This window comes from Kitasatospora sp. NPDC057738, from assembly GCF_042798815.1.
Taxonomy (GTDB): Bacteria; Actinomycetota; Actinomycetes; order Streptomycetales; family Streptomycetaceae; genus Kitasatospora; species Kitasatospora lactacystinica.
The window spans coordinates 106,925-127,852 of the sequence record NZ_JBHVJT010000011.1 but is presented as its reverse complement, the minus strand read 5'-3'; the positions used below and the strand labels follow the sequence as shown (position 1 = coordinate 127,852).

The 20,928-nt window shown below is 74.4% G+C and carries 23 protein-coding genes; 11 read left to right on the top strand and 12 right to left on the bottom strand.

What is annotated here, in order from left to right; all coding sequences use genetic code 11:
- Positions 1-68: 68 nt before the first annotated feature.
- A complete protein-coding gene (locus tag ACFVGO_RS08690) occupies positions 69-803 on the bottom strand; it encodes a sigma 54 modulation/S30EA ribosomal C-terminal domain-containing protein (RefSeq protein ID WP_359903212.1) in 735 nt (244 codons plus the stop codon).
- 249 nt (positions 804-1,052) lie between these two features.
- Positions 1,053-2,216 (bottom strand): AI-2E family transporter, encoded by a 1,164-nt coding sequence (locus ACFVGO_RS08685; protein WP_380631178.1) that lies wholly within the window; start codon positions 2,214-2,216, stop codon positions 1,053-1,055.
- 146 nt (positions 2,217-2,362) lie between these two features.
- Here ACFVGO_RS08685 and ACFVGO_RS08680 point away from each other — a divergent pair, with 146 nt between their 5' ends.
- Complete coding sequence (locus tag ACFVGO_RS08680) at positions 2,363-2,599, top strand: DUF6296 family protein (RefSeq protein ID WP_359903206.1); 237 nt, start codon at positions 2,363-2,365, stop codon at positions 2,597-2,599.
- Between the two features lie 98 nt (positions 2,600-2,697).
- Here ACFVGO_RS08680 and ACFVGO_RS08675 read toward each other — a convergent pair whose 3' ends face one another.
- The 3 genes from ACFVGO_RS08675 to ACFVGO_RS08665 all read right to left on the bottom strand — a co-directional run bounded on the left by ACFVGO_RS08675 (position 2,698) and on the right by ACFVGO_RS08665 (position 4,402).
- Positions 2,698-2,922: a hypothetical protein gene (locus ACFVGO_RS08675; protein ID WP_359903204.1), complete on the bottom strand. Its 225-nt coding sequence runs from the start codon at positions 2,920-2,922 to the stop codon at positions 2,698-2,700.
- Between the two features lie 129 nt (positions 2,923-3,051).
- Positions 3,052-3,498 (bottom strand): DUF6343 family protein, encoded by a 447-nt coding sequence (locus tag ACFVGO_RS08670; RefSeq protein WP_359903201.1) that lies wholly within the window; start codon positions 3,496-3,498, stop codon positions 3,052-3,054.
- Positions 3,499-3,637: 139 nt separating this feature from the next.
- The gene (locus ACFVGO_RS08665) at positions 3,638-4,402 is read right to left on the bottom strand and encodes a GNAT family N-acetyltransferase (protein ID WP_359903290.1); all 765 of its coding nucleotides are present in this window, start codon (positions 4,400-4,402) and stop codon (positions 3,638-3,640) included.
- 329 nt (positions 4,403-4,731) lie between these two features.
- Between ACFVGO_RS08665 and ACFVGO_RS08660 the strand changes: the two genes are divergently transcribed.
- A complete protein-coding gene (locus ACFVGO_RS08660; RefSeq protein WP_380631177.1) occupies positions 4,732-6,732 on the top strand; it encodes a LamG-like jellyroll fold domain-containing protein in 2,001 nt (666 codons plus the stop codon).
- A 190-nt stretch (positions 6,733-6,922) separates the two neighbouring features.
- On the opposite strand, the gene ACFVGO_RS08655 is transcribed toward ACFVGO_RS08660, so the two are convergent.
- A complete protein-coding gene (locus tag ACFVGO_RS08655) occupies positions 6,923-7,573 on the bottom strand; it encodes a TetR/AcrR family transcriptional regulator C-terminal domain-containing protein (protein WP_380631176.1) in 651 nt (216 codons plus the stop codon).
- Positions 7,574-7,657: 84 nt separating this feature from the next.
- On the opposite strand from ACFVGO_RS08655, the gene ACFVGO_RS08650 reads away from it, so the two are divergent.
- Positions 7,658-9,061, top strand: coding sequence for an FAD-dependent monooxygenase (locus ACFVGO_RS08650; RefSeq protein ID WP_380631193.1), 1,404 nt, complete (start codon positions 7,658-7,660; stop codon positions 9,059-9,061).
- Between the two features lie 141 nt (positions 9,062-9,202).
- On the opposite strand, the gene ACFVGO_RS08645 is transcribed toward ACFVGO_RS08650, so the two are convergent.
- The 3 genes from ACFVGO_RS08645 to ACFVGO_RS08635 form a co-directional block, all read right to left on the bottom strand.
- The gene (locus ACFVGO_RS08645) at positions 9,203-9,403 is read right to left on the bottom strand and encodes a hypothetical protein (protein ID WP_359903192.1); all 201 of its coding nucleotides are present in this window, start codon (positions 9,401-9,403) and stop codon (positions 9,203-9,205) included.
- Positions 9,404-9,480: 77 nt separating this feature from the next.
- On the bottom strand, positions 9,481-9,654 hold the full coding sequence (locus tag ACFVGO_RS08640) for a CsbD family protein (RefSeq protein ID WP_359903189.1): 174 nt from the start codon (positions 9,652-9,654) through the stop codon (positions 9,481-9,483).
- A gap of 162 nt (positions 9,655-9,816) precedes the next feature.
- Positions 9,817-10,485, bottom strand: coding sequence for an SRPBCC family protein (locus ACFVGO_RS08635; RefSeq protein ID WP_380631175.1), 669 nt, complete (start codon positions 10,483-10,485; stop codon positions 9,817-9,819).
- A 178-nt stretch (positions 10,486-10,663) separates the two neighbouring features.
- On the opposite strand from ACFVGO_RS08635, the gene ACFVGO_RS08630 reads away from it, so the two are divergent.
- Positions 10,664-11,326 carry a TetR/AcrR family transcriptional regulator gene (locus ACFVGO_RS08630; RefSeq protein WP_380631174.1) on the top strand — a complete coding sequence of 221 codons (663 nt, stop codon included), beginning with the start codon at positions 10,664-10,666 and terminating at the stop codon, positions 11,324-11,326.
- Between the two features lie 271 nt (positions 11,327-11,597).
- Here ACFVGO_RS08630 and ACFVGO_RS08625 read toward each other — a convergent pair whose 3' ends face one another.
- Positions 11,598-11,921, bottom strand: coding sequence for a plasmid stabilization protein (locus tag ACFVGO_RS08625; protein ID WP_359903181.1), 324 nt, complete (start codon positions 11,919-11,921; stop codon positions 11,598-11,600).
- Between the two features lie 284 nt (positions 11,922-12,205).
- Here ACFVGO_RS08625 and ACFVGO_RS08620 point away from each other — a divergent pair, with 284 nt between their 5' ends.
- Both ACFVGO_RS08620 and ACFVGO_RS08615 read left to right on the top strand, forming a co-directional pair.
- Positions 12,206-13,726 carry a threonine/serine exporter family protein gene (locus tag ACFVGO_RS08620; RefSeq protein ID WP_359903179.1) on the top strand — a complete coding sequence of 507 codons (1,521 nt, stop codon included), beginning with the start codon at positions 12,206-12,208 and terminating at the stop codon, positions 13,724-13,726.
- 164 nt (positions 13,727-13,890) lie between these two features.
- A complete protein-coding gene (locus tag ACFVGO_RS08615) occupies positions 13,891-14,046 on the top strand; it encodes a DUF6131 family protein (RefSeq protein ID WP_359903176.1) in 156 nt (51 codons plus the stop codon).
- Positions 14,047-14,106: 60 nt separating this feature from the next.
- Here the strand turns inward: ACFVGO_RS08615 and ACFVGO_RS08610 are convergent, their stop codons facing one another.
- The gene (locus ACFVGO_RS08610) at positions 14,107-14,460 is read right to left on the bottom strand and encodes a hypothetical protein (protein WP_380631173.1); all 354 of its coding nucleotides are present in this window, start codon (positions 14,458-14,460) and stop codon (positions 14,107-14,109) included.
- A gap of 230 nt (positions 14,461-14,690) precedes the next feature.
- Here ACFVGO_RS08610 and ACFVGO_RS08605 point away from each other — a divergent pair, with 230 nt between their 5' ends.
- From ACFVGO_RS08605 to ACFVGO_RS08595, 3 genes are all read left to right on the top strand, one after another.
- Entirely contained in the window at positions 14,691-15,332 is a 642-nt protein-coding gene (locus ACFVGO_RS08605; protein ID WP_359903171.1) for an L-threonylcarbamoyladenylate synthase, read from the top strand.
- Between the two features lie 177 nt (positions 15,333-15,509).
- A complete protein-coding gene (gene ctaD, locus ACFVGO_RS08600; RefSeq protein WP_380631172.1) occupies positions 15,510-17,225 on the top strand; it encodes a cytochrome c oxidase subunit I in 1,716 nt (571 codons plus the stop codon).
- Entirely contained in the window at positions 17,222-17,617 is a 396-nt protein-coding gene (locus ACFVGO_RS08595) for a cytochrome c oxidase subunit 4 (protein ID WP_380631171.1), read from the top strand. The genes ctaD and ACFVGO_RS08595 overlap by 4 nt, the downstream gene beginning before the upstream one ends.
- Here the strand turns inward: ACFVGO_RS08595 and ACFVGO_RS08590 are convergent.
- Positions 17,583-19,292: a cytochrome bc complex cytochrome b subunit gene (locus ACFVGO_RS08590; protein ID WP_380631170.1), complete on the bottom strand. Its 1,710-nt coding sequence runs from the start codon at positions 19,290-19,292 to the stop codon at positions 17,583-17,585. The two genes, ACFVGO_RS08595 and ACFVGO_RS08590, sit on opposite strands and share 35 nt — an antisense overlap.
- 352 nt (positions 19,293-19,644) lie before the next feature.
- Between ACFVGO_RS08590 and ACFVGO_RS08585 the strand changes: the two genes are divergently transcribed.
- Both ACFVGO_RS08585 and ACFVGO_RS08580 read left to right on the top strand, forming a co-directional pair.
- On the top strand, positions 19,645-20,259 hold the full coding sequence (locus tag ACFVGO_RS08585) for a hypothetical protein (RefSeq protein WP_380631169.1): 615 nt from the start codon (positions 19,645-19,647) through the stop codon (positions 20,257-20,259).
- Positions 20,260-20,337: 78 nt separating this feature from the next.
- The gene (locus ACFVGO_RS08580; protein WP_359903159.1) at positions 20,338-20,895 is read left to right on the top strand and encodes a GNAT family N-acetyltransferase; all 558 of its coding nucleotides are present in this window, start codon (positions 20,338-20,340) and stop codon (positions 20,893-20,895) included.
- Positions 20,896-20,928: the final 33 nt, after the last annotated feature.

The window sequence follows — 20,928 nt, the reverse complement described above, 5'->3', positions numbered from 1 at the left end:
TGCCCCCCCCCCCCCCCCGGTTCCGGGCCGATCGGCAGGAGCGGCCCCCGGGCTCCGGTCCGGGCCCCTCAGACGTGCCCGGCGATCAGGCCGAGCCGACCGTCGAAGCGACGGTAGAGCACCCGGCCCCGACCGGTGACCGGGTGCGCGAAGAACAGGAACGGCAGCTCCGCGCCCGCCAGCCGGTCGACGGCCTGCGCCTGCGTCAGCCGGGGCGCGCCGTACGGACTGAGGGTGATCGGCGAGGTCCGGCGGCCCGCCGGTCCGGCCGGGACGGTACGGGCGAGGCGGTAGCCGGTCGGTCCGACCCGGTAGACCACGGCGTCGGTCTCGGTCGCCGGATCGGTGAACAGGTGGATGTCGTAGTCCATCGCGTCCATGGTCCGGGCAGCGGCCTCCGGCGAGCACCAGACCAGCGAGGGCTCCTTGTGCCGGACCACCCGGAGCTCGCGGAGCTCGCCGCCGGCCGGCCCGGTGGGGGCCGCGGCGCGGTGGCCCGGCCACGGGCGCGGCGCCCAGGCCCCGGTGACGGCCCTGATCCTGCCGCGCAGCGCGTCGCTCACCCGGTCGAGCGAGTCGCCGAGCCCGGCCGCGGCCTCCTGGACGCGGATCCGCCGGCCGTCCACCTCGGCGTTCACCTGCGCCAGCACGCCCCCGGCCACGGCCGCGAGCCGTACCCGCAGGGCCTCCACCAGCGTCCCCACTCCCGGAGCCGCCGCCGCGGCGCCCACCCGGGCCCGCGCCTCGGCCAGGACCTCGCAGGTCAGCCCCTCGAACGCCCTCACCGTGACCAACTCGCCCATCCCAGGCCCTTCCACTCCCAGCCGGCGCAATACCGGCGACCAGGATTCCCGCCCCCGTTCCGCGCGGCCAGGGCCCAACGGCCCCACCGCGAGGGCCGGGCGGACCAGCCGCGGTCCCGGGGCGGGCCGTCGGGGGCGGGGAGTGGCGGGGCCAGGCGGGGAGTGGGGGCGGCCCCGTTGCGGAGCACCGGGCACTCACCCGCCGCGCCGACGCCGCGCCCTGATCCGACGCGAATGGTCGGACACGTCCTAGCCGCCGGGTGCGCCGCGGGAGCGCAGCTCGCCGAGCACCGCCCAGGCGACCGACACCACCGGCACGGCCACCACCGCGCCCAGGATTCCCGCCAGCACGGTGCCGCCGGCCACCGACACGGCGATGGCCACCGGGTGGATGCGGACGGACCAGCCGAGCACCAGCGGATGCAGCAGGTGGCCCTCGATCTGGCCGATGACCACGATCAGGGCGAGCACCAGCAGGGCGATCACCGGCCCGCGGGCGGCGAGCGCGACCACGGAGGCGATCGCCAGGGCGATCGGGGAGCCGATCAGCGGGACGAGCGTCGCCACGAACTCCAGCAGCATCAGCGGCATGACCAGCGGCACCCGCAGGACCGCCAGCGCGATGCCCACCAGCACGGCGTTGGAGGCCGCCACGATCAGCACGCCCCGGGTGTAGCCCGCGAAGGTGCGCCAGGCGGTACGACCGGCACGGTCCCAGGCCGACCGGCTCCGGGCCGGCATCTGCCGCTGCGCCCAGGACCACATCCGGTCGCCGGAGTGCAGGAAGAACACCGAGCAGAAGACCGCGAGCGCCAGCCCCGTGACCAGCTCGACGATCCGGCCGGCGCCGCTGAGCGCGGTGCTGACCAGGGCGGAGCGGTGGGCCGAGACGAACGCGCCGATCTTGGCCCGCAGGTCGGTGACGGTGCCGGGGCGCAGGTGGAAGGGGGCGCCGGTGAGCCAGCGGTCGATCCGGGAGAGCCCGCCGCGCAGCTCGTTGCCCAGCCGGGTCCACTCGTCGGCGACGGTCGTGCCGACCAGCGCCAGCACCCCGCCGACGAGCACGAGGGTGCAGAGGAAGGCGATCACGACGGCGAGCGAGCGCGGCGTGCGCCGGGCCAGCAGGTCGACCAGCGGGCGCAGCACGGAGGTGATGACCAGGGCCACGAACAGGGCGACGACCACCAGCTGGAGCCTGGCGAGGACGTCGACGACCAGGTAGGCGAAGAGTCCGAGCAGCGCCAGCCGCCAGGTGTACCCGGCCGCCGTCCGCAGGCCGGAGGGGACGTGTTCCCCGGACGGGGACGGGCCCCGGGCCGGCGCCCCCGCGCGGGTCCGGCGGGCCGGCACCCGGGGACGGCGGCTGCCCAGCGGCCCGGGCCGCCGGTCCGGTTCGGCGCCGTTCACTCCCACGGGCGATCTGCCGGGTGTAAACGCGCGGGGCCGGGGCAGGCGCGAAGCGGCACTGGTCTCCCTCGGGAGGACAGTGGTCCTCCGTGTACAAGCGGTCGGATGTGGGGAGAATCGATGACGCAGGGTGGGGGGAGAAGGAGGCAGACATGAGAAGCCTCACGCGCCGTTACGCGGTGACGCTCCCCGGCCCGATCGGCGGGCACGCCCCACTGTGCTCGGTCGTCGTGCACGAGACGCAGATCGTGGGGCCCGACGGCGGCCTGGTCTGGGAGAGTGCGGACGGCGACCTGCGGGTGGAGATCGCCAGCGGGGTGGCCACTGTCCTGGATTCTCCCGGAGCCGGCAGCCGGCACCCGTGCCTGATGGCGGTGCCGCTGCCCTGAGCACGCGGCCGGGACGCGTGCCGCAACGAAGGCGATGCGTGCCGCAACGAAGGCGATGGAGGAGCGGAGGCGACGCGGGCGGGCGTCGCGACGGACGGTCACCGCGTGGTGGCGGCCAAGGCCTCGCGCACGGTGACCAGGCAGGGGTCGCAGTACCGGTCCGGCCCGGCCGCACCGGCACCGTCCGCTGCCGGGACGACGCGCTGGGAGGGCTCCAGGAACCGCCCGCAGAGAGAGGACGACGCGTCGTCCTTCGCCACCACGTGCCACACCACGGCGGGCGGGGAGACCGCCGGGTCGTGCTCGGCCCACATCTCGTACACGGCGCTACCTCCGGATCGCTGGGGGCTCGGTGAGTCCATGCAAACCCGGGCTCTGCCGAACGGCCACCGGGCCAGACCCGGTGGGATGGTTGTGGGCCGGTGGTGGTCAGGCCCGGCGCGGGCACCGGCTCACTCCCGGCGGTCGGAGCCCCGACGCTCGGCGCCCGGGCGCCCCGGGGCACCGGTCCGGTCGCGGCCCTGGCCGGCGGCCAGGCGGCGCCGGATCACCAGCAGGTCGAGTCCGGCGAGGGCGGCGAACCCGGCGCACAGGGCGGCGAAGAAGGCGTAGGTCCCCCGGTTGGGCGCGGGGCCCGGGCCGGCCAGCGCGGCCAGCACGGCGAAGGCCACCGTCCCGCCGACGAACAGGACCAGGAAGACCCGGGACAGCAGCCGCCGCAGCTCCAGGTCCGAACGGGCGGTCACCGGCTCGGTGCCCCGGCGCACCGATTCCTCGGGCCGCAGCTGCGGCGTCGTCCGGCCGGGGCCCTGCGAGGTGTGCGGGAAGTCGTGGCGCTCGCCGCTCCGGCGACGGGCCCCGCCGCCGTGCTGCACGCTCGGTCTGCGTTGTACGGACATGACGACCCCCGAACGGAGTCGATCGGTGGTGTTCCGTCGGTGCGCCTACCCGCGCCCGGCGCCGGTACACGTCGGCGGGTGCCCACCCGCGCTGGTCGAGCCGCAGCCGGACCGCCGGCCGTCGGCCCGGCCGGAGGTCTCAGGGGGTGACTGCGTACTCGGTGAACCGGCCGCAGGCCTGGAATCCGAGACGGCGGTAGACCGGTTCCCCGTCCGATGACGCCTGCAGGACCGCGGTGCGGTAGCCCGCGTCGTGGGCCGTGCGCAGGGTGGCCAGGGTGATGGCTCCGCCGTACCCGCGGCGGCGGTCGGGGGCGAGGGTCGCGATGTTGTAGATCCCGGCGACACCCGCGAAGAGAAAGACCTCGGCCGAGCAGACCGGTCGTCCGTCCGCGTAGCCGATGAGGTAGCGCGCCGGGCAGTCGGGGGCCAGGGCCCGCTCGGTCGCATCGGCGTAGAAGCGGCGGACGGTGGCGGCCGGCGGGTCCCAGTTCGCGGCCAGGACCATCGCGTAGTCGGCGAGTCGTTCGGGAGTCGTCACGGGACGGATCTCCAGGCCGTCGGCGTGGGGCTCCGGCGGGGCGGTGCGCAGATCCATCCACATGCCGGTCTCGGTCTCGGAGGCCTTGAGGCCGACGTCGGTCAACAGCGCGGCGATGTCCGGGGGTGCGGTGGCGGGGCCGACCCACCAGGAGAAGGGCCGGCCGGTCGCGGTCAGTGTGCGGACCGTCTCCGTCACCCGGTCGCGAGCGGTGTCGTCGGTGAAACGCGCGGCCGCCACGATGTTGAAGGTGTCGTCGTCGAGCCCGCTGTCGGCGATCACGAGATCGGCCGTCTCGGTGACGGTCGAGTGCTTCGTGCGGCGGTGCAGGTGGCAGGCGTGTTCGGCCAGGTTCTGCTCCATCCTGGCCAACAGGTCGGAATCGTCGGACGCGGTATGTCCTGTCTCGTTCATGTCCGGCACGATCTCACCCACAAGCGGGACCGCCGAGTGAATAAGGGTGCTGCAAAGGTTTTCGCTCCCGGCCTTCGGGCGACACCCGGCCCCGGGGCCGGCGGGCTGCGGGGCCCGGCCGAGCGCCGGGCTGCGGTCGCGCTGGTGCCCGCGCGGGATCATCGCGGCGCCGGCGCCCGGTGGATTCGGCCGCTGTTCAACGGGGCGTGGCCCGGCCGATGATCCACGACTGCTCCCGGTGCCTACCGTCGGGGCCCACACCACTTCCGGGAGCGAACATGCACGACATCCAGGCGACCGAGCACGAGTGCGGCTGCCCGCGGACCGCCGACCTCGACGGGGAGGGGACGGCCGCGGCCAGTCGGCGCCGATTCCTGCGCGGGGCCGGTCTGGTGGGCGCCGGGGTCGGCACCGCCGGTCTCGGCCTGCTCGGTGCGGTGCCCGCGCAGGCGGCCGGGCCCGAGCAGGGCGGTGGGGCCGAGCAGGCCGGCGGGGCCGGGAAGAAGCCGAAGAAGGCCGCGGGGAAGGGGCGTTGGCAGCCGGACCCGGACGCCCGGCAGTTCACCGTCGTGGTCATGCCGGACACCCAGTACCTGTTCGACCAGGACCGGATCCACCCGGCGCCGCTGGAGGCCTCGGTCCGCTACGTGCTGGACGGCGGGGTCAACCGGGAGGACGGGACGGACGACAACATCGTCTTCCTGTCCCATCTCGGGGACGTCACCGAGAACGGCCTGGCCGTCGAGTTCGCCGCCGTCACCAAGGTGTTCGGCCTGCTGGACGACGCGGGCGCGGCCTACGGGGTGCTCGCCGGCAACCACGACGTCCGTTCCTCGACCGACGACCAGCGCGGCAGCACCCCGTACCTGGAGACCTTCAGCAAGGCCAGGGCCGCCCGCACCGCCGGGTACCGCGGGTCCAGCCCGGACGGTTACAACACCTGCCACGTGTTCCGGGCGGCCGGCCGCGACTGGATGGTGCTCTCGCTGGACTGGCGGCTCTCCGACGCGGGCTTCGCCTGGGCGAACGGGGTGATCGCGGCCAACCCGAAGGTCCCGGTGATCCTGACCACCCACGACCTGGCGTACGCCGACGACAGCGGCCGCGCCGAGCTGTCCGACAACGGGAAGCGGCTCTGGGAGCGGCTGGTCGACGGCAACGACCAGATCTTCCTGACCGTCAACGGGCACTACTGGCCGCCCGGCCGCACCGTGCTGAAGAACAAGGCCGGCCACGACGTGCACGTCCACATCACCAACTACCAGGACCGCTACTACGGCGGCGCGGCGATGATCCGGGCGTACCGCTTCGATCTCGACCGCAACACCGTCGACGTGTCGACCTTCTCGCCGTGGATCCAGCAGATCGCGGCCGAGGAGCGCAACGCGCTGGCGGCCCAGCACGTCGAGCTGACCTCGGACGTGGACCGCTTCTCGCTCGCGATCGACTTCGACCGCCGGTTCGCCGGCTTCGCGCCCGTCCCGCAGCGCCCGGCGCGCCGGGCGGGCGAGCTGCTGGTGCGCGACACGGTGGCCTACTGGCGGTTCGACGGCGGCGGCGGGGACGGCACGGCCGTCTCCCCGCAGCAGTTCGTCAAGGACCTGAGCGGGCAGGGCAACGACCTGCTCTGGCAGGGTGCCCCCGGCACGCCCGAGGGCGCGCTCAGCTGGTCCGCCGAGCACCACCCGGACCAGCCCGGCCACGGCAGTCTGCTGTTCAAGGGCACCCGCTCGCCGGTGCGCGGCGGCTACCTGCAGACCGTGCCCACCGCGCCGCTGAACCGGGAGACCTTCGAGCGCGGGTTCACCGTCGAGGCCTTCTTCAAGCTGCCCGCCGACTGGGACTCCGCGCGGAGTCGCTGGTCCGCCCTGCTCAGCCGGTGGGGGACGGCCGGTGAGGCGGGCAGGAGCGGGCCGGGGACGGACGCCGACGAGCCGGTCGCCACGCTCAGCGTCTCCGAGGCGCCGGCCCTCCAGTGGTGCGTCTACCCGCTCAACCAGACCGGGGCGTCGACCTGTTGGGGCCACCAGCTGCCGCTGGACCGGTGGTGGCACGTCGCGGTGGTCAATGACGGGAAGCTCAGCCGGATGTACGTCGACGGCTGCGAGGTGGCGCGCAACCCGGCGACGCCCGCGGTCGGGCTGACCACCCTGGGGCGGCCGTGGATGCTGGGCGGGTACGCGTACGCGGGGGTGCTGGACAAGGTCTTCCACGGGTACGTCGGGGATGTTCGGATCGTGCGGCGGGCGCTGCGGGCGGGCGAGTTCATGACCGCCTGACCGCGCTCCACGGTGGTCGACCGCGTTCGACGGCGTTCGATCGCACTCGACCGCGTTCGACCGCGCTCGACCGCGCCACGTCGAAACTCCTCCGAAGCACGGACACCGCCGGGCCCCGGTGCGGGCCCGGCGGTGCCGTCTCCCGGTACGGCGCGGCGGGCGCCGGTGCGTGACGGCGGGGCCGGAGCCGTCAGCCGAGCAGGGTGGCCTCGACCCCGGCGAGGATCGCCGCCAGGCCCTGTTCGAAGCCCTCGTCGAAGTCCTGGAACATCACCCGGCCCGACTCGGCGGCCAGGGGGTGGGCGGCCAGGCGTTCGGCGCGGGCGTCCACGTCGTAGCCCTCCGCGCCGTCGAAGGGGTTGGGGCCCATCGCCTGCTCCTCGATGACGTAGCCGATGGTGAAGCTGTAGGCGGTCTGCCAGGCCCGGGTGGCGGCCGTCGGGGTGAAGCCGGCCTCGACCAGCACGCGCAGCGAGGCGTCCAGGCCGGCCGCGTAGCTGGTGTCGGTGAACCGGGCGCCGCTGTAGACCTTCGCGCCGTCGCGGTAGCGCAGCAGTTCGGTGCGCAGGGTGCGCATCGTCCTCAGGTAGCTCTCCCGCCAGTCGCCCGCAGGCGGGCCTTCCCCCGCCCGGCCGGTCATGCGGCGCATCATCTCGGTCGCCATCTCGTCGAGCAGCGCCTGCTTGTCCTTGAAGTGCCAGTACAGCGCGGGTGCCTTGACGTCGAGCCGGGTGGCGATGGCGCGCAGCGTCAGGCCGTCCAGGCCGGCCTCGTTCAGCAGGTTCAGCGCGGTGTCGACGACCTGGGCGCGGTCGAGCTTGGGGGTTCTCTGCGGGGTCACGGTTGACAGTTTAACGCCGTTAAGTGCAGGCTGTCGGCACGGCTACTTAACAACGTTAAGGAGGTTGCCGTGACTTCTCGCGGCATGCACACGGACGTCCTGGTCGTCGGTGCCGGGCCCACCGGACTCGCCCTGGCGCTGGACCTCGCCCGGCACGGCGTCGCCGCGCTGGTGGTCGAGCGCGGCGCGGAACTCTTCCCCGGCTCGCGCGGCAAGGGCCTCCAGCCGCGCACCCTGGAGGTGTTCGACGACTTCGGCGTGCTCGACCGGGTCCGCGCGGTGGCGGGGCACTACCCGCCCAACCTGATCTGGCAGGACGGCGAACCCCAGGGCGAGCACCGGATGTACGACCCGATCGAGCCCACCGAGGCCGAGCCGTACACCGAGGCGCTGATGCTGCCCCAGTGGCGCACCCAGCAGGTGCTGTACGGGCGGCTGCGCGAGCTGGGCGGCGAGGTCGCGTTCGGCCGGGAGCTGGTCGGCCTGACGCAGGACGAGGAGGGCGTGACCGCCGAGTTCGCCGCCGGCGGCCCGGTCCGGGCGCGGTACGTCGTCGCGGCGGACGGCGGGCGCTCGACGGTGCGGCGGCTGCTCGGCATCGGGATGACCGGCGAGACCGTCGACCCGGACCGGATGCTGGTCGCGGACGTCCGGATCGACGGCCTGGGCCGCGAGCACTGGCACGTGTTCCGGGCCGCCGAGGGGCTGCTGGCGATCTGCCCGCTCGGCGGCACCGAGGACTTCCAGCTGGTCGCCCAGTTCCCGGAGGGCAGGGCCGTCGACCTCACCCTCGACGGACTGCGCGAGGTGGTCGCGGCCCGCTCCCACCTGACCGCCGCGCAGGTCACCGAACTGCGCTGGATCTCCGAGTTCCGCCCGCGCGCCGCACTCGCGGACCGCTTCCGCGCGGGCCGGGTGTTCCTCGCGGGCGACGCCGGGCACGTCCACTCGCCGGCCGGCGGGCAGGGCCTGAACACCAGCGTCCAGGACGCCTACAACCTGGGCTGGAAGCTGGCCGCGGTGCTGGCCGGACGAGCGGGGGAGGAACTGCTCGACAGCTACCAGGAGGAGCGCCGCAGCAACGCGGCGGCGATGCTGGAGCTGTCCACCCGGGTCCACCGCGGCGAGGAGCGCCGCGGCCGGGCGACCCAGCAACTCGGCCTCGGCTACCGGGAGTCCACGCTCTCGGTGGAGACCCGCCGGAACCTCCCGGCGGACGCGCTGCGGGCCGGTGACCGTGCCCCGGACGGCCGGCGGGGCGGCGTCCGGCTGTTCGACGCCTTCCGCGGGCCGCACTGGACGCTGCTCACCGTCGGCACGGACGCGCCGCTGCCCGCCGTCACCGCCCCGGTGGTCCGCATCCCGGCCTACGCGGCGTACGGCACCGGCGTCTTCCTGGTCCGGCCCGACGGCTTCGTCGGCTGGGCCGGCGCGACGGCCGACGGCCTCGGGGAGTACGCGGGCCGGCAGGGGCTGCTCGCCCCCTGAGCGGGCGTCCGGAGCCCGTTGGCCGGGCGTCGGTCCGGCCGGGTGTCGGTCGGCCCGGCTTCGGTCCACCGGAGGACGACCGCCGCTGCAGCGGGAGCGGGCGGACCGGTGGTCACCGTACGGGCCGCGCACCCCGGTTGCTCAGTCCGGCGGCTCGTGCGGGTCCGGGTCGTGGGCCGGCGCGGTGGTCTCGGACTCGGCGCCCTGCCGACGCCTCTTCTCCTCCTCGTGCCCGGACCGCTCGTGCCCGGACCGCGGCGCGCTTTCGCCGGCCATCCGGGACTCGGGGGTCTCGACCGGGACCGGGGAGTCCCTGGGGACGGGTTCGTGCTGGTCGTTCACGGGATCCGACTCCTCTGCGGGGTGCGGTGGATGGGCGGACACCCGGTGGCCGCCCGGGGCGACCGCCGGGTGCCGGGTCAATGCCTGCCCGCGTCCTTGACCTTCTCCGCGGCCTGCTTCAGGTCGCTCTTCACCTGCTCGGCCTTGCCCTTGAGCTCGGTCGAGCGGTCGCCGGTGGCCCGCCCGGCGGTTTCCTTGGCCTTGCCGCTCGCCTTCTCCGCCATGTTGTGCAGCTTCTTCTCGGTACCCACAGCGGGTTCCTCCTCTCGTCGACGGGGGCGAAGTCCGCCCCGGGCGGCGTCTGCCCCGGTCGGGGGCTTCCATGCGCGGCCCGGGGACTTCCGTGCGCGGCCGGGCTCTTCCGGGTCCCGATCCCGCGCGGGGAAGCCCGGCGGTTCGCCGGCGCGGCGGTGCTATCGGGCGGCGCCGGCCTCGGCGGCGGTCTTCAGGTCGTGCAGCCAGCCTTCGAGGCCCTGGCGGAGGATGTCGGTGGCGGCGGGGACGTCGGCGTCGACCTGGGGGCCGGTGTGGGTCTCCTCGGTGCGCACCAGGACGCCGCCGGGCACCTCGGTGAAGTTCCACACGTGCACGCCGTCGATCCGCAGGCCGGTCGCGACCGCCGGGCCGGTCCAGCGGATGCAGGAGCCGGGCCGCAGCTGCCGGACGGTGGAGGTGATCTCCAGGACGGGGTCGGTCGAGGCGGGGTTCGGGGGCAGCGGGGTGGTCCAGTGGAACACCGAACCCGGGCGCAGCGGGCCGCCGTCGAGGCGCTCGGCGCTCCGCACCGGGGCCTGCCAGTCGGGCCAGCGCTCCACGTCGGTCTGGAGCCGCCAGACGGTCCGCAGCGGCGCGTGGATCACGGTCCCGGTCCGGTAGCGGACCCGGGCGTCGGGGTCGACGCCCGCCCCGCGGCAGGTGAGCGAGGAGCCGGGGCGGTGGGCGGTGGCGGCCCCGGCCGGCGCGGCGACGGCCGGCGCTGCGACGGCGCCGAGCAGGCCGAGGGCGAGCGGGACGGTCAGCAGGGCGCTGCGGATGCCGGTGGTGCGGGTGCTGCGGACGCGGGTGGTGCGGGTGCCGGACATGGAACTCCCCATTCACTGGTCGGCCGTCGGGAACGGCACGACGGTCGCCGCGAGCTAGATGCTCACGCCTTCGTTAGAAGTTGTAACTCCCCGAGTCCTGGGAGGTCAACAGGTTCCGTGATACCTTCTAACGAAAGCGTGAACATGTAGTCGGGCAACTCGGGGAGCGGGGCGAAGCATGGCCGGGACGGGCGCGGACACCCCGCGCGAGCGCTATCGGGCCCAGGTGCGCGAGGAGATCAAGGCGCACGCCTGGGACCAGATCGCCACGGCCGGCGCCTCGGCGCTCTCCGTCAACGCGATCGCCAAGCGGATGGGCCTGAGCGGCCCGGCGCTCTACCGCTACTTCGCCGGCCGCGACGAGCTGATCACCGAACTCGTCCGGGACGCGTACCGGAGCCTCGCCGACACCCTCGGCGCGGCCGCCGCCGAGGGCGCCGACCTGGCCGGGCTCGCCCACGTCCTGCGCGAGTGGGCGCTGGCCGACCCCCAGCGGTACTTCCTGATCTACGGCGCCCCCGTGCCCGGCTACCGCGCACCGGAGGACACCACCGCCATCGCCGACGAGGTGATGCGGACGCTGGTCGACGCCTGTGCGGCGCTCGCCCCGGCCGGGCCGGAGACGCCGCAGGCGCCGTTCGCCACCCACCTGCTGGGCCATCGGGGCTGGGCGGGCGATCAGCCGGCCCCGCCCGAGGTGCTGCACCGCTTCCTGGCCTTCTGGACCCGCCTGCACGGCGTGCTGTCACTGGAGCTCGCCGGGCACTTCACCGGCATGGGCTTCCGGCCCGCACTGCTCTTCGAGGCCGAGCTGGAAGGCCTGCTGGCGCCGCGCTTCTGATCGCCCGCGCTTCTGACCGCCCGCCACTGCCGCCCCGACCGGCACCGGCGCTACCGCGCCGCGGCCTCAGTCCTGCCCGGCGTGCGGCTGGGAAAGCGGTGGTGCGTCGGGGTCCGGGAGCGGCTCCGGCTGCGGGAACGGCGGGATCGGCGGCGGCGCGGGATCGGGCTCGCCCGGCCGAGGCGCGGGGTCGGGGCCGGGGGTCGGCCGGGTGTCCGGATCCGGGGGCATCGGGACGGTCATCGGGGCACCTCCTGGGGTGGCATGCCGCTCAGCGGCCGAGCGCGTGCGCCAGCCGGCTCTTGTTCATCGTGGAGCGGCCCTTGATGCCGCGCTGCCTGGCCTCGTTGTACAGCTGGTCGTAGGTCGGGCCCCGGGCGCCCCGGTGCGAGCGCTGTCCGCCGCGCCGGCCGGAGGACATGTCGTGGGTCGAACTCCGGCTGGCGGTCCTCGACTCGCCGTGCCTGGCGCGCTCCTTGTTCACCGTCCGGGCGGCGATCTCCTCGGCCCGCTTCTCGCTCTCGCCCCGGTCGAGCGCGCTGTCCTTGATGTGCTCGTACTGGCGCTCCCGCTCGGGGCTGGATCCTCGGGGCATGGCCGGAGCCCCCGTTCCTCGCTCGGGGTCGTAGCGCCGCTGCGTGTACCCGCGAACGCCGCCGCGAATCCGCCGGTCGGGGCGGTGTGCGGGCCCGTCCGGGAGCCCGGCGGCCGGTCGGCCCCGCCCCCGAGGTCGGCACGCGCGGGGCGACGGGGCGTGTACGGCGGGTCGTGCTCCGGTCCGTACGGGTGTGCCGGGTGTGGCGCGTTCGCCGCAGCGTCACTCCGGGTAGTTGAACGGCTGCACGTTGTTGACGGAGGGGGTGGGGTCAGGGAGTCGCGATGACGGAACACGAGCAGCTCGGCGCGCCCGCCGGCCCGGAAGGGCGGCCCACCCGGCCCGAACGGGTGCCGCCGCAGGCCCCCGCGCCCGGACGGCGCGAGACGAGCGCCCGGTCCGGACCGGACGGCGACGGCACCGCGGCCCCATGGCCCGACATGATGCTGCCGCTGCTGCGCACCCCGACGGCCGATCGGCAGCCCGGGCCGGAGGCCGGCGCGGAGCCGCCGGCGGGTGTCGAACCGGCGCAGGTGCTGGAGCTCGCGCTGCTGGTCGGAGAGCTGCTGCTGGCCAGCGGTGAGGCCGCGGAGGACGTCGAGGCGGCCATGCTCGCGGTCGCGCACGCCTACCGGCTCCAGCCGTGCGACCCGCAGGTCACCTTCACCCGGGTGGCGATCTCGTACCAGCCCGGCCCGTCGGAGCCCTCGCTGACGGCCGAGTGCTCGGTCCGCCGCCCGGCGGTCGACTACGCGCGGCTGGCGGCCGTGTTCCGGCTGGTCATCGAGATCACCGTGGGCGGGATGGCCGTCCGGGAGGCGCACGGCCGGCTGGTGGCGGCCCGCCGGCACAGCCGCCGCTACTCGGGCCGGCTGTTCGTGCTCTGCTGCGGGGGGATGGCCGGGGCCGCCACCCTGCTGATCGGCGGCCGGGCCGACGCCCGGGCCTGGCTGGTGTTCGCCAGCGCCGTCGTCGCCGCGCTGGCGGGCGAGCGGCTCTCGGCGCTGGTGGCGCGCCACGACCTCCCGGCCTTCTACCAGTTCGTGGTGGCGGCGGTGCCCGCCGCCGTGATCGGCATCCTGCTGTCGTTCAACGGGCTGCACCTGCGCGGATCGGTGGTGATCACCGGGGGGCTGTACGCGGTGCTGCCGGGGTGGCCCATGGTGGCGGCGGCCCAGGACGGCCTGGCGGGTTTCTACCTCACCGCCGCCGCCCGGCTGCTCGAAGCGCTGTACCTGATGGCCGGGGTGGTGATCGGGGTGATGACGGTGCTCTACGTCGGCGTCAACAACGGCGCCGACCTGGCCGCCCAGGACGTTCCGACCGGCGCGGTGAACCCGCCGTTGCAGCTCGCCGCCGCGGTGCTCCTGACCCTGGCGTTCGCGGTGCTGCTGAACACCGAGCCGGGCACCCTGCCGGCGGTTCTGCTGAACAGCGCGGCCGGCTGGACCACGTACGGGGTGCTGGTGAACGCGGGCGGCGAGCCGATCCTGGCCACCGGCCTGGCGGCGGGGCTGGTGGGACTGTCCGGCCAGCTCATGGCGCGCTGCCGGGGCAGCTCGGCGCTGCCGCACATCACCGCCGCGCTGGGGCCGCTGCTGCCCGGCTCGGTGCTGTACTTCGGGATGCTCGCCTTCGTGCGCGGCGAGCCCGAGGTGGGGCTGAGCGGCATCGGGCGGGCCGGCGCGATGGCGATGGCCCTCGCCATCGGCGTCAACCTGGGCCGCGAGCTGGCCCGGCTCTTCCTGCCCGCGCCCCGGATGGCCGCGCCGCCCCGCCGCCGGCGCGGCCGCCACCGGCGCTGAGAGGGAATGACGGGCCGGTTGTTTGCCCGGGCGGCGGCGCGGTACACGCGTGGGGTGTGGAGCCGGGCCGGGCGGGACCGGCCCGCTCCCCGGGGAAGGCCCAGGCCGGTTCCGGCCGACGAGGCCGCCCCCGTCGTCGCCACCCGTCAACCTTGGAGACCCTCGTGATAGTCCTCGGTGTCATCCTGCTCATCATCGGCTTCGTCACCGGCATCTCGATCCTGTGGACCATCGGCATCGTGCTGGTCGCGATCGGTCTGGTCCTGTGGGTCGCCGGGGCACTCGGGCACGCCGTCGGCGGCCGCCGGCACTACTACTGACCCGGGCTGACCCCTGCTCAGTGCCGTGCGCCGGCCGCCCGACGCACCGGACCGCCCCGCTCAGGGGCGGTCCTCGTGCAGTCCGCAGAGCCAGGCCAGGGCCCGGTGGACGCCGAGCACGTAGCTGTGGTCCGACCCCTGGGCGCGGACCCGGTGGAGGTGGACGGCGGCGGCCTGGCACTCGGCCAGCAGCTGGGCGTGGCACGGACCGGTGGTGCCGGCCGTCGCGGCGGCCGTGGCCGCGGCGGTGACCGGGGCCGCGACCTGGGCGCCGGCGGCCCACCGGTAGGCGCCGAGCACGCCGTGCTCGAAGCCGGTCCAGGGCCGCGGGCGCCGGTTGACCTTGTCGATCGCGGCGAACACCTCGTCCAGCGGGCGCACTCCCACGCCCGGGACGGTCTCGTCACTGGTCATGTCCGCAACCTACGTCCGCCCGCCACGGCCCGCCCCCGGGGACCACGGCCCGCTACGGCGCTACCGCCCCGCGCCACCCGAGCGGCGGAGGCGACCGAGCCGTCGGCCGGACCCGGGCGCGGCCGGGCGGCGGGGCCGGGACGGGTAGGCTGACCAGGACGTGTCCGGTCGGAGAGGTGGCCGGGCCGGAGGAACGGTGCGGGCCGGCGGCCCGCTGGTGGAGACCCCTGATGACTCGTCGTTTTGACTGCTCGAACCCGTCCGAGCGCGCGGCCGGGCTGCGCGAGGCCGTGGCCGCGGTGCGCCGCGGTGAGCTGGTCGTGCTGCCCACGGACACCGTGTACGGCGTGGGCGCCGACGCCTTCGCACCGGAGGCGGTCGACCGCCTGCTGCGGGCCAAGGGCCGGGGCCGGAACATGCCCTCGCCGGTGCTGGTCGGCTCCCCGGAGGCGCTGGACGGGCTGGTCGAGGTGACGGAGCGCGCCCGGCAGCTGGTCAAGGAGTTCTGGCCGGGCGGGCTGACCGTGGTCGCCCGCCACCTGGAGTCGGTCGAGCTGGACCTCGGCGAGACCAACGGGACGGTCGCGGTGCGGATGCCCGCGCACCCGGTCGCCATCGAACTGCTCAACGCCACCGGGCCGTTGGCCGTCTCCAGCGCGAACCTGACCGGGCACGACTCGCCGCAGGACTGCGACGCCGCCCTGGGCATGCTCGGCGACTCGGTGGCCGTCTACCTCGACGGGGGCCCGACCGCGGCCGCCGTGCCCTCCTCGATCGTGGACGTCACCGGCGAGGTGCCGGTCCTGCTGCGGGCGGGCGCGCTCGGCGCCGAGCGGCTGCGCGAGGTGGTCCCCGACCTGCGGGAGCGCTGAGCCCGAAGCCCCGGACGGCGCCGCGCCCGGTCGAAGGGCCGTACCGCGTGGCGCCCCGGTGGCCGGGGCCGCCGCCGCTAGGGTCGGCGATGGCGTGCGAGGGCGGGCCCTCCGCCGGGCCGGGGAGGGGGTCGGCGCCGCGACCGGGGGCGTCACCGGCTCCGCTGCGGAGGTTCCATGAGCGCTTCGTCCACCGCGCCGCCCCGGGCGCAGGACCGCACCCGGGCGCGGGTCCGGCAGGGCAGCACGCTGCTGCGCTGGCTGTTCACCACGGACCACAAGGTCATCGGGAACCTCTACCTGGCGACGGCCTTCGGCTTCTTCCTGGTAGGAGGCGTGCTCGCGCTGCTGATGCGGGCCCAGCTGATGGGGCCGGACACCGGGCTGCTGTCGAACGAGCGGTACAACCAGCTGTTCACCATGCACGGCACGATCATGCTGCTGCTGTTCGCCACCCCGACCTTCGCCGGGTTCGCCAACGCGATCATGCCGCTGCAGATCGGCTCGCCGGACGTCGCCTTCCCCCGGCTGAACGCCTTCACCTACTGGGCCTTCCTGCTGGGCGGGCTGATGGTGCTGAGCGGCTTCCTCACCACCGGGGGTGCGCCCTCGTTCGGCTGGTTCGCGTACGCGCCGCTGAACGGGCCGCTGTTCTCGCCCGGGGCGGGCGGGGACCTGTGGGCGCTCGGCCTGGTGGTGGCCGGCCTCGGCACCATCCTCGGGTCGGTCAACTTCATCACCACCATCACCTGCCTGCGGGCGCCGGGCATGACGCTGTTCCGGATGCCGATCTTCACCTGGAACGTGCTGTTCACCTCCGTCATGGTGCTGCTGGCCTTCCCGGTGCTGACCGCCGCACTGCTCTGCCTGGAGGCGGACCGCAAGTTCGGCGCGCACGCCTTCGACGCGGCGAACGGCGGGGCGCTGCTGTGGCAGCACCTGTTCTGGTTCTTCGGCCACCCGGAGGTGTACATCGTCGCGGTGCCGTTCTTCGGCATCATCAGCGAGATCATCCCGGTGTTCAGCCGCAAGCCGCTGTTCGGCTACTACGGCATGATCGGCGCGACCATCGCCATCACCGCGCTGTCCATGTCGGTGTGGGCCCACCACATGTTCGCCACCGGCCAGGTGCTGCTGCCGTTCTTCTCGATGATGTCCTTCCTGATCGCGGTGCCCACCGGGGTGAAGTTCTTCAACTGGGTCGGCACGATGTGGAACGGCTCGCTGTCCTTCGAGACCCCGATGCTCTGGTCGATCGGCTTCCTGGTGACCTTCCTGTTCGGCGGGCTGAGCGGGGTGCTGCTGGCCGCGCCGCCGATCGACTTCCACGTCACCGACAGCTACTTCGTGGTGGCCCACCTGCACTACGTACTGTTCGGGACGGTCGTCTTCGCCACCTTCGCGGGCTTCTACTTCTGGTGGCCGAAGCTCACCGGGAAGATGCTCGACGAGCGGCTGGGCAAGGTCCACTTCTGGATCCTGTTCACGGGGTTCCAGACCACCTTCCTGGTGATGCACTGGCTCGGCGCCCAGGGGATGCCGCGCCGCTACGCGAGCTACCTGGCGGTGGACGACTTCACGGCCCTGAACGTCTGCGCCTCGATCGGCTCGTTCCTGCTCGGGATCTCCAACCTGCCGTTCTTCTACAACGTCTGGCGGACCACCAGGTACGGCGAGAAGGTCGCCGAGGACGATCCGTGGGGCTGGGGCCGGTCGCTGGAGTGGGCCACCTCCTGCCCGCCGCCGTCGCACAACTTCCACGCGCTGCCCCGGATCCGCTCCGAGTCGCCGGCCTTCGACCTGCACCATCCTGAGGTGCCGACGGAGAAGTCGTCGAGCGGCAACGCCGGTGTGCCGCAGGGCCGTTCAGGCGGGCGGGGGAGCGGGCGGTGAAGGCGGAAGGATGGCTGTTCGCCGTCATGACGGCCTTCTTCGCGGTGACCGGACTGGTCTACGGCCTCTGGGCCCGGGAGCCGGCCGGCAAGGCGATCCTGGCGGTGGCGTTCCTGATGTCCGGCCTGGTCGCGCTGTTCTGGTTCGTCCAGCACCGGCGGCTGGGCGGCGGCCGGGCGCAGGACCGCAAGGAGGCCGAGATCGCCGAGGCCGCCGGGCCGGTGGGATTCTTCCCGGCCCGCAGCGGCTTTCCGGTCCTCGCTGCGGTCGGTGTGACGGTCTTCGCCCTGGGACTGGTCTTCGCCCGGTGGCTGATCGTCGTCGGCGCCCTGGTGCTCGCGTTCGGCGTCGCCGGCTTCATCTTCCAGTACCGCGACCACGACGCGGGCTGAACCGGCGCAGCAGCCGCCGGAGCGGTCCGCCCGGGGCGGGTGCGGGCGCCCGGACGGCCGGGGGAGCGGGGTGCGCCGGGGCGGTGAGGACGGCCGCCATCCGCTCCGACTCCCGCTCGGTGGAGGGGAGTTCGACCCGGTCGCGGTGGAACCAGGAGCTCGCCGCGGCCCGTACCCGCTCGTGCCGCGGCGCGCCCTGAAGGGCCGTGACCGGATCCGCCGCGGAGCGCGCCAGCAGCGCGTACCGCTCGGCCTCGGGTACCGGGCGGCGGTGGCCGGAGAAGCCGCCGTCGTGCGACTGGTCGATCCGGCCGGTCTCGTCGCCGTCCAGCAGCCGGGAGCGGTCCCGGGCCTGCAGGGCCAGGCAGAGGCGCCGGGTGAGCACGAAGACCACCGGCGGCAGCACCACCAGGGCCGTCCGCAGCACCACGGTGAGCGCGTTCACGGAGAGCTCGAAGGCGTACGCGATGACGTCGTTGCCGCCGGCGATCAGCAGCACCGCGTAGACGGTGATCCCGGCGGTGCCCAGCGCGGTGCGGGTGGGCCGGTTGCGCGGGCGGTCGCACAGGTGGTGCTCGCCGGTCCCCGGGTCGAGCCACCGTTCGACGAAGGGGTAGGCGTACAGCGCCGCGAACAGCAGACCGGGCACCACCAGAGCGGGCAGGAACACGTTCCACGACACGGTGTGCCCGAGCAGCCTGGTCTCGGTGGCCGGCATCAGGCGCAGCGCCCCCTCGATGAAGCCGATGTACCAGTCCGGCTGCGCGCCCGTGCCGACCACGTCGGGGCGGTAGGAGCCGTACCGCCAGATCGGGTTGACCTCGGCGAGGAAGGCCGACAGCGCCATCACGCCGCCCACCGCGAACATCAGGCCCACCGTGCGGGTGAGGAACTGGGGGAAGAACGGCATCCCCACCACGTTGCGGTTGGTGCGGCCGGGGGCGGCCCAGTGGGTGTGCTTCAACACCACCACCAGCGTCAGGTGCGCCCCGAGCAGGGCCAGCAGCAGACCCGGGACCAGGAGGACGTGCACGGTGAACAGCCGGGGGATGACCTCGTGGCCGGGGAACTCGCCGCCGAAGGCGAACAGGGTGAGGTAGCTGCCGACCAGAGGCACCGACAGCAGGACGCCCTCGGCGATCCGCAGGCCGGTGCCGGAGAGGGTGTCGTCCGGCAGCGAGTAGCCGGAGAACCCCTCCAACAGCGCCAGGTTGAACAGTGTCACCCCGATCACCCAGTTGAGCTCGCGCGGGCGGCGGAACGCCCCGGTGAAGAACACCCGCAGCAGGTGCACACCGATCGCGGAGGCGAACAGCAGCGCCGACCAGTGATGGATCTGACGGATCATCAGTCCGCCCCGCACCTCGAAGCTGATCCGCAGGGTGGACGCGTACGCCTCGGACACCCGTACGCCGTCGAGCGGCAGGTAGGCGCCCCGGTAGACGACCTCGTTCATGCTCGGTCGGAAGAAGAGCGTCAGGTAGACGCCGGTCAGCAGCAGCACCACGAAGCTGTACAGCGCGAGTTCGCCGAGCAGGAAGGACCAGTGGTCCGGGAAGACCTTGCGCAGCAGCTCCCGGCCCGCCTCGGTGACCGGCAGCCGTGCGTCCAGGCGGGTCACGACGCGCTCGCCGGCGGACGGCTCGCGCCCGTTCGAAGCCCTGGTTTCGTCCACGGCAGGAACCTAGTGGGCCTCGCGGCGCACGGGGCGGCCGAGCGTCGCGGATGTCGCGGCGGGCGGAGGCAGAACACTCCAACGGCGGAACGGGCATCGGGTGCCCGGGCGTCCGCATCGAACGAGCCTCCGGTGGCGGTGGCGGTGGCGGTGGCGGTGGCGGTGGCGGTGGCGGTGGCGGTGGGCCCGGGCGGGCCGGCGACCCTTTCCGGCGCCTGCCCGGCGCCTGTCCGGTGTGCCGCGGCGCGGCCGGCGGGCACGGAATCCGCACAACACGCCTGTGCTGCCGGGTGGTTCGACCGGTGCGGCCGCGGAGGTGGCGCGGGTCGGCCGCCCGGGGCATGATCGCGGGATGACGACGATCAGGACCCGGCGGGGCCGCCTCGGCATACCGGCACTGGCGCTACTCGCCGTGCTGGCGGCGGGGTGCGGGACGAAGCACGTGGACACCGCCCAGGACACCGGCGCCGCTACGCCGACGACCGCCGCGACCACCGCCGCGACCACCGCCGCGACCACGGCCCAGGGCGGGCCGGTCGACTTCCCCTGCCCCGGCGAGACCCCGACCCCGACCCCGACACCCACCCGTACGGGGAGCCCCACCGCCCCGCCCGCGCCGCCGCTCGACCACTACGCCGAGAACCACGCCTTCAAGGCGCCCCTCCCGTTGCGCGGCCGGAGCCGCTGCGACGGACTGGCGGCCGTCCGGCGCGTCAAGGAGGCGCTCGAACCGCTGCGCACGGCCAACGACTACACCCCGGAGAGCACCCGCCTCCGGCTCACCGGCCTCGGCTACCCGGCGGACAAGGTGCGGGTGCAGGGCATCGGGCGGACCACGGTCGGCTTCACCGTCGAGGCCGCCGGGATGTGCCTGACCGGGACGATGATCCCCGACTCCACCAGGGCGGAGGCGTTCGGCGGCTACCCGGACGGCCGCGGCTGCGAGGAACCCCGGGGCGGACACTGACGCCCACCGGGCGCGCACCGCACGGCAGTTGACGGTGGGCGGTTGCGGCGAACCGTGCGGGAAAGGATCATGGCCGGCATGGTGCGACCGAGGAACGTCGTCGACTGCGGGTCCTTCGCGCTGCGGCGCTGGCAGGGACAACGGGACTTCGCGGCGGCCTTCACGCTGATCGAGGAGTCCCTGGCGCACTTGCGGCCCTGGGAGCCGTGGGTGGCCCGGCACGATGAGGAGCACACCCGCGCCCTGCTCACCCGGTGCGACACCTGGTGGGCGAGCGGCGAGGTGTACACCTACGCGATCACCGAGGACGGCGCCCCGGTCGGCATGTGCCAGGCCGTCCGCGCGGGCGAGTCCGGCGGCCGGCGCGTCGGCTACTGGCTGCACCCGGCCGCCACCGGCCGGGGCCTCGCCACCCGGGCGGTGGCGGCCCTGGCCGAGGAGATGTTCACCCTGCCGGAGGTGGACCACCTGGAGATCGTGCACGACCGGGCCAACACCGCCAGCGCCGCCGTCCCGCGCCGCCTGGGCTTCACCGAACTCCGGCGGGAGCCGGCCGCGCTGCCGCTCGCCCCGGCCGGCAGCGGGACCGCCGTGGTCTGGCGGCTGAACCGCCCCCAGGACGCCACCGGAGCGTGAGCCGGCCCCGGGGGTGCTGCCCGGGGCCGGCTC

Coding starts and splice junctions, on each gene's coding strand:
- ctaD (WP_380631172.1), top strand. CDS start 15,510: ATGAGCGCTTCGTCCACCGCGCCGCCCCGGGCGCAGGACCGCACCCGG.
- ACFVGO_RS08610 (WP_380631173.1), bottom strand. CDS start 14,460: ATGACCAGTGACGAGACCGTCCCGGGCGTGGGAGTGCGCCCGCTGGAC.
- ACFVGO_RS08650 (WP_380631193.1), top strand. CDS start 7,658: ATGCACACGGACGTCCTGGTCGTCGGTGCCGGGCCCACCGGACTCGCC.
- ACFVGO_RS08620 (WP_359903179.1), top strand. CDS start 12,206: ATGACGGAACACGAGCAGCTCGGCGCGCCCGCCGGCCCGGAAGGGCGG.
- ACFVGO_RS08680 (WP_359903206.1), top strand. CDS start 2,363: ATGAGAAGCCTCACGCGCCGTTACGCGGTGACGCTCCCCGGCCCGATC.
- ACFVGO_RS08635 (WP_380631175.1), bottom strand. CDS start 10,485: ATGTCCGGCACCCGCACCACCCGCGTCCGCAGCACCCGCACCACCGGC.
- ACFVGO_RS08580 (WP_359903159.1), top strand. CDS start 20,338: ATGGTGCGACCGAGGAACGTCGTCGACTGCGGGTCCTTCGCGCTGCGG.
- ACFVGO_RS08670 (WP_359903201.1), bottom strand. CDS start 3,498: ATGTCCGTACAACGCAGACCGAGCGTGCAGCACGGCGGCGGGGCCCGT.
- ACFVGO_RS08665 (WP_359903290.1), bottom strand. CDS start 4,402: ATGGAGCAGAACCTGGCCGAACACGCCTGCCACCTGCACCGCCGCACG.
- ACFVGO_RS08625 (WP_359903181.1), bottom strand. CDS start 11,921: ATGCCCCGAGGATCCAGCCCCGAGCGGGAGCGCCAGTACGAGCACATC.
- ACFVGO_RS08690 (WP_359903212.1), bottom strand. CDS start 803: ATGGGCGAGTTGGTCACGGTGAGGGCGTTCGAGGGGCTGACCTGCGAG.
- ACFVGO_RS08585 (WP_380631169.1), top strand. CDS start 19,645: ATGACGACGATCAGGACCCGGCGGGGCCGCCTCGGCATACCGGCACTG.
- ACFVGO_RS08605 (WP_359903171.1), top strand. CDS start 14,691: ATGACTCGTCGTTTTGACTGCTCGAACCCGTCCGAGCGCGCGGCCGGG.
- ACFVGO_RS08660 (WP_380631177.1), top strand. CDS start 4,732: ATGCACGACATCCAGGCGACCGAGCACGAGTGCGGCTGCCCGCGGACC.
- ACFVGO_RS08630 (WP_380631174.1), top strand. CDS start 10,664: ATGGCCGGGACGGGCGCGGACACCCCGCGCGAGCGCTATCGGGCCCAG.